The sequence below is a fragment of the Acinetobacter sp. UBA6720 genome, assembly GCF_002454215.1.
Classification (GTDB): Bacteria; Pseudomonadota; Gammaproteobacteria; order Pseudomonadales; family Moraxellaceae; genus Acinetobacter.
On the sequence record NZ_DKIK01000142.1, the window covers coordinates 66,203 to 73,004 of the forward strand.

Annotated in this window: 5 protein-coding genes; 3 read left to right on the forward strand and 2 right to left on the reverse strand. The window is 43.3% G+C overall.

The window, feature by feature from the left end:
• The 3 genes from atzF to B4F08_RS12625 form a co-directional block, all read left to right on the forward strand.
• Window positions 1-1,503 (forward strand): allophanate hydrolase (gene atzF, locus B4F08_RS12615; protein WP_291374565.1); only part of this gene is annotated, 1,503 nt, incomplete at its 5' end.
• A gap of 20 nt (window positions 1,504-1,523) precedes the next feature.
• Window positions 1,524-5,126 (forward strand): urea carboxylase, encoded by a 3,603-nt coding sequence (gene uca, locus B4F08_RS12620; protein WP_291374566.1) that lies wholly within the window; start codon window positions 1,524-1,526, stop codon window positions 5,124-5,126.
• 3 nt (window positions 5,127-5,129) lie between these two features.
• On the forward strand, window positions 5,130-5,834 hold the full coding sequence (locus B4F08_RS12625; protein WP_086208713.1) for a GntR family transcriptional regulator: 705 nt from the start codon (window positions 5,130-5,132) through the stop codon (window positions 5,832-5,834).
• Between the two features lie 71 nt (window positions 5,835-5,905).
• Here B4F08_RS12625 and lysM read toward each other — a convergent pair whose 3' ends face one another.
• The gene (gene lysM / locus B4F08_RS12630; RefSeq protein WP_291374568.1) at window positions 5,906-6,379 is read right to left on the reverse strand and encodes a peptidoglycan-binding protein LysM; all 474 of its coding nucleotides are present in this window, start codon (window positions 6,377-6,379) and stop codon (window positions 5,906-5,908) included.
• Window positions 6,380-6,558: 179 nt separating this feature from the next.
• Window positions 6,559-6,802: IS30 family transposase (locus tag B4F08_RS12635; RefSeq protein ID WP_291374570.1), on the reverse strand; the 244-nt coding region annotated here is incomplete at its 5' end.

A 6,802-nucleotide genomic window follows, 5' to 3' on the forward strand; every position in this document is an offset into this window, starting at 1 on the left:
ATTCGCCTGCTTAAAAATGCAGGGGCGGTCGTCATAGGAAAAACCAATTTAGATCAATTCGCAACAGGGCTTGTCGGTACACGCTCCCCATTTGGCGCAGTTTGCAATACCTTTAACGCAGACTATGTCAGTGGAGGTTCTAGCTCTGGCTCAGCAAGTGTGGTTGCTCGAGGCTTAGTCCCCTTTGCACTGGGAACCGACACCGCAGGCTCTGGTCGTGTCCCTGCGGCATTTAATAACATTGTCGGTTTAAAACCCACCAAAGGCCGTTTTTCAAATCGTGGTTTATTACCCGCTTGTAAAAGCTTGGACTGTATTTCAATTTTCGCATTAACAGTAACCGATGCAAACATCATTGCTCAAACCCTCGAACAGTACGATGCACTAGATAGCTACTCCCGCCAGCATCCAAAAACCGCACCAGCTAAACTTTCTGGAAAACCACATTTTGCTATTCCCAATAAACTTGAGTTCTTTGGAGATGATCAAACTAAATATGCCTTTCAATTGGCTTTAGAACAGTTAAAAGTTCTCGGTGCTGAAATTACTGAAATTGATTTTTCAACATTTGAACAATTGGCAGCCCAACTTTATCAAGGCTCATGGGTAGCAGAACGCACAGCGGCTGTTGCTGAGTTATTGGCACAGCAACCCGAGGTTTTCGACCCCACAGTCCGTGAAATTATTCAAAAAGGTTATGATTTTAGTGCAGTCGATGCCTACAACGCAGAGTATTTAAAACAAGACTTAAGCCGAAAAATTCAAGACACTTTAGCTCAATTTGATGCATTGATCGTTCCAACTTCTCCAACCATTCACACTCTTGCAGAAATGGCGCAATCCCCGATTGGCTTTAATTCTCAGTTTGGAACTTACACTAACTTTACCAACCTCGCTGACTTAAGTGCACTCGCATTGCCTGCTGGATTCCGCGCCGACGGCTTACCCTTCGGAATTAGCTTCATTGCACCTGCATGGTATGACCAAGCCCTGATTGAGTTTGGACAAATTTGGCAGGCACATTTGAACTTAAAACTAGGTGCACTCGACCGATTCTCCGCAATTCCAACGTTGCGCCACAGTCCTTCTGCACATCACATTCGAGTTGCAGTCGTTGGAGCACACCTGACTGGAATGCCTCTGAATTTCCAACTGCTTACACGTGATGCAGTACTTGTTGAAACCACACTGACCGCTGAGCACTACGCCCTATTTGCATTGAACGGAACAATTCCCCCAAAGCCAGGTCTAGCAAGAGTTTCAGAACACGGGCAACAAATCATTGTAGAGGTTTGGGATGTGCCAACAGCGCGTTTTGGAGAGTTTGTCGCTGAGATTCCAACCCCGCTAGGCATGGGCAATGTCGAACTGGTCGATGGTCGTTGGGTTAAAGGTTTTATTTGTGAGCCTTATGGTTTGAACGATGCTGAAAATATCAGCCATTTTGGTGGTTGGCGCGCCTATATCCAGCACCGTAACAATTCAAAAGTAGAACAAGCTTAGTCAAATTTAGGAATTTTAAAATGTTTAAAACTGTATTGATTGCAAACCGTGGCGAAATTGCCGTACGCGCAATTCGCACTTTAAAAAAACTGGGGGTGACCAGTGTTGCTGTATATTCAGACAGTGACCGTTATGCACAACATGTCAAAGATGCAGACATCACCATTGCCTTAGAAGGATTAAAACCAGCAGATACTTATTTGAGTATTGAAAAGCTGATTCAAGCAGCACAAAAAACAGGCGCCGAAGCTATTTTCCCTGGTTATGGCTTCTTATCAGAAAGTGCTGAATTTGCAGAGGCTTGTGAAAAAAATAATATTGCTTTTATGGGTCCCACAGCGACACAAATTTTAGAGTTTGGCCTGAAACACCGTGCACGTGAACTTGCCGCTGCAGCTCAGGTTCCCATGACACCGGGTACAGGCTTACTTGAAAGCTTAGATGAAGCAATTTCTGCAGCTACAGAAATTGGTTATCCCATCATGTTAAAAAGTACCGCAGGTGGCGGAGGGATTGGCCTCACACGCTGTGATGATGAACAGACATTGGTTGAAGCTTATGAAAGTGTCAAACGCTTAGGCGCACAATTTTTCAAAGATTCAGGCGTGTTTTTAGAGCGTTTTGTTGACCGCGCGCGCCATGTCGAAGTTCAGATCTTTGGTGATGGTCAAGGTCAAGTGGTTGCACTGGGTGAACGAGATTGCTCACTGCAACGTCGTAACCAAAAAGTGGTGGAGGAAACCCCTGCGGCTCACCTTCCTGAAGCTACACGCCAAAAACTTCACCAAGCGGCAGTTGAACTCGGCAAATCGGTCAATTACCGCAGTGCAGGTACAGTTGAGTTTATTTATGATGCTGCACGAGATGAGTTTTACTTCCTTGAAGTCAATACCCGTCTACAAGTAGAGCACCCTGTTACTGAAATGGTGACGGGCTTAGACCTGATTGAATGCATGCTTAAAGTGGCGGCAGGTGATGTCTTGGATTGGACAGCGCTCAGCAACATCCAACCGCAAGGTGCGGCAATTGAAGTACGGATTTATGCAGAAGATCCTGTTAAGAACTTCCAACCCAGCCCTGGTGTCCTGACCGAGGTTTCATTTCCAGAACACTGTCGCGTCGATACTTGGGTCTCCACAGGAACAGAAATTTCGCAATATTTTGACCCGATGATTGCCAAAATTATCGTACATGCGGATACGCGTGAACAAGCCATTGACCAACTAAAAACTGTGTTAACCCAAACACGCTTAAATGGCATCAGCACCAACTTGGACTATGCGCATAGCGTGATCTCTGATGAACGCTTCGCACAAATGCAAATTTGGACACGTCTGTTGGATGACTTTGACTACGTGCCGAATGTGATTGAAGTTTTACAGGCTGGTACGCAAAGCTCAATTCAAGACTTTCCAGGACGTATCGGCTACTGGGATATCGGTGTGCCACCTTCAGGTCCAATGGATGACTATGCGTTCCAATTGGCCAATCAAATTGTAGGAAATGATGCTAGTGCGGCTGGTTTCGAATTTACCTTACAAGGGCCAAGTCTGAAGTTCCATCAAGATAGTGTGATTGCGCTCACAGGTGCGCCTTGTCCTGCCCAGTTAGATGATGAAACTGTTGCCTTTTGGCAACCCATTCATGTACAGGCGGGTCAGGTTCTCAGCTTAGGACAGGTCGAGTCTGGTTGCCGTAGCTATTTAGCAGTTCGCCATGGACTCGATGTCCCCCTATACTTGGGTAGTCGCTCTACTTTTGCTTTAGGTAACTTTGGCGGGCATGCAGGACGGGTGCTTCGTGCAGGTGACATGATCAAACTCATTAATACAGTCCATCCTAATCAAGATGCCCCGTTAGCAACACAAGAACCTCAAGCATTATCTCCTGCACTGATTCCAAACTATGGCACTGAATGGAAAATTGGCGTGCTATATGGACCACACGGAGCACCTGATTTTTTTAAACCCGAATATATAGAAGAATTTTTTGCTTCCGAATGGACTGTACACTTTAACTCCAATCGACTGGGTGTCCGTCTATCAGGACCAACACCAACGTGGGCACGTGAAAATGGGGGGGAAGCAGGACTCCACCCATCCAATGTCCATGACTGCGAATATGCCATTGGTGCGATTAACTTTACAGGGGACTTCCCTGTCATTTTGGCCAAAGATGGCCCAAGTCTCGGCGGTTTCGTTTGCCCTGTAACCATTGCTAAAGCTGAACTTTGGAAAGTCGGTCAACTTAAAGCTGACGATAAAATCAGCTTCTATCCGCTAACAGTTGAGCAGGCCAATGCCCTAGAGCAACAGCAAATTGAACGTGTGCAAAATTTCACTCATGCTGTCCTAGCAACTGAACTAACAAGCAATAATATTCCACAATCTGCAATTCTCGCCCATCTAGATGCAACTGATGTGTCTCCACACACGGTGTACCGCCAAGCGGGTGACAGTTATATTTTATTAGAATATGGTGATAACGTTTTAGACTTGGCACTGCGTTTACGTGTCCACCAATTGATGCAACTGATCCGAACAGCGAATGTGACTGGAATATTGGAGCTGTCTCCTGGTGTGCGCTCACTACAAATTAAATATGATGGTCTCACCCTTCCACAGCAAGAGTTGATTGCTTTCTTACTGCAACTCGAACAGCAAATGGGCGATTTAAGCCAACTCAAGATTCCTTCACGGATTATTCATCTACCCATGGCATTTGAAGACAGTGCAACTTTGGGTGCTGTTGAGCGCTATCAAGAAAGTGTTTGCGCTAAAGCACCGTGGTTACCGAACAATGTCGATTTCATTCAGCGTATTAATGGTTTAGATAGTCGTGAACAAGTCAAAGAGATTATTTTCAATGCCAATTATTTGATTTTAGGCCTCGGTGATGTGTACCTTACCGCCCCATGTGCTGTGCCGATTGACCCACGTCATCGCCTCTTAAGTTCAAAATACAATCCAGCCCGGACATTTACTGCCGAAGGCACCGTGGGTATTGGCGGGATGTATATGTGTATCTACGGTATGGATTCACCCGGAGGTTACCAATTGGTGGGACGCACTCTACCCATTTGGAATAAATTTAAAAAGAACAAACAGTTTGGCGACAAAGAATGGTTCTTAAATTTCTTCGACCAAATTAAATACTTCCCTGTTTCAGAGTTAGAGCTAGATCAATGGCGTGCTGACTTTGAAAATGGTCAAGCACAGATCCAAATTGAAGACACTGAATTTGACTATGCCGCTTATTTAAAACTACTGGAAGATGAAAAGGACAGTATTACGGCGTTTAAAGCACAGCAACAACAGGCCTTTAGTACTGAGGTCAGCCTATGGAAAGAAAGCTTTGATCAACAAGACCACCTAATCACAGAAGCACCTGATGAAACAGACTATAGTGCCTATTCAGCACTCAATGCATCTATGACTGGCAATATTTGGAAAATATTAGTGGAACAAGGTCAGATTGTGAAAAAAGGTGAAACCATTGCTATTATTGAAGCTATGAAAATGGAATTACCTGTATATGCAGCAGATGACGGTATTGTCAAAGCCATTATTTGTCGGGCTGGACAAACCGTTCATAGCGGCGAACCTTTAGTTTATATGGAATAACACATGTCCAATATGACACGTGCGGGTTCAGGTTCAGACAATTTGTCTGAACTTGTTTACCAGCAAATTAAAAATGATATTTTTGACTTTAAATTGATGCCGGGTGAACGTTTTACCGAATCCGAAATCGCCATGAACTATCAGGTCAGCCGTACACCTGCACGACAAGCATTGTATCGACTACAACAAGAAGGCTACGTGGAAGTTGCATTTCGTAGTGGCTGGACTGTACGTCCATTGAACCTGCAATACTATGACGAACTATACGAGCTGCGTATTATGATTGAACAATATGCAATTCGTAAATTATGTAGTATTGAATCTCAGCAACTCAAAGAAATGAAACAGTTGCACAAGACTTGGATGGTTGCACCTGAACAGTATCTTTCGAGTTTAAAAGCGATGGCTCAAATTGATGAAGATTTTCATTGTGCATTGGTTCGTGCCATTGGCAATACGGAAATGAGTAAAATCCACCAAGAAATTAGTGAAAAAATCCGTATCATTCGTCGCCTCGATTTTTCAAAAAGTGATCGAATTAAAGCCACCTATGCAGAGCATCAAGCCATCCTGAATTATATTTCACAGCAACAAACAGATTTGGCAATTGAAAAAATTAGTGCGCATATTCAGCAAAGCCGTGACGAAGTAAAAAAAATTACCCTCGGTATGCTGAGTCAACATGCTGTGCTGAAAAAGGCAACCTAAATCATTTAATCCCTCATCTCTTCTTAAACAAAAAAAGGCGCTTAATGCGCCTTCTTTCGCTAAAAATAAATTTAAGCTGGAATACGTAGTACCTGTCCAGGAAAAATATCATCAGCATCTTTCAATAACGGACGATTGGCTTCAAAAATTTTATTGTACTGGTTGGCATCGCCATAAAATGCTTTGGAAATTTTCGATAGATTATCACCTGATTTAACTGTGTAAAACTTACTTTCAGTTTCAGGGCTAGCCACAGTCAGTTGATCATCCACTTGAGCCACATGGTCAATATTACCGACAGCTAAAACAATCTTTTCTTTATCGGCTTGGGTCTGGACCTGCCCTTTTATGGTTGCCAAATCGGTCGTGGAATTATAGCTGACTGAAAGTCCCGTCACAGGTAAGCCTAATGCTTTGATATGACCCAATAACTTGTTGGCAATTTCTTGAGCGGATGGCTCTGTCGGCGTAGTTGGTGCGGCTTGAGGCTCGGCTGCTGCTGTGTTTTTTTTACCAATGCCTTTAACGAAATCAAAAAGACCCATGTGTATGCTCCATCTTGTTATATCAGTGTTGTTATATTGAATGCTCAAAAATGAGACACTCTTTTTTATACCGAAAAAAGACAGCAACTTTGGTAGAGAATAGTCCATTTAAAGTAAAACTTTGTAAGTTCTAAAATAAACAAAACTATTTGCATGCAATGCTTCACCTTTTAAATAGCTTAGATTAGCATTTGAAGTGCAACACCATGTTGTTGCCATAATACCTGACTCGGACTTTTAAAGCTGAGTCTTTTTCTTGGGCGATGATTCAAACGTTGAGTGATTTCTGAGATATATTCATCCGTATAGGCATTTAAATTACTGCCTTTTTTAATGTATTGTCTGATTAAACCATTTGTATTTTCATTCGTGCCTCGTTGCCAAGCGCTATAAGGATCAGCAAAATACCAGTCTAGTTCTAAT

What these genes read in the sequence shown, in the direction of transcription:
- uca (WP_291374566.1), top strand. Translation starts at nt 1,524, where the DNA reads ATGTTTAAAACTGTATTGATTGCAAACCGTGGCGAAATTGCCGTACGC.
- B4F08_RS12625 (WP_086208713.1), top strand. Translation starts at nt 5,130, where the DNA reads ATGTCCAATATGACACGTGCGGGTTCAGGTTCAGACAATTTGTCTGAA.
- lysM (WP_291374568.1), bottom strand. Translation starts at nt 6,379, where the DNA reads ATGGGTCTTTTTGATTTCGTTAAAGGCATTGGTAAAAAAAACACAGCA.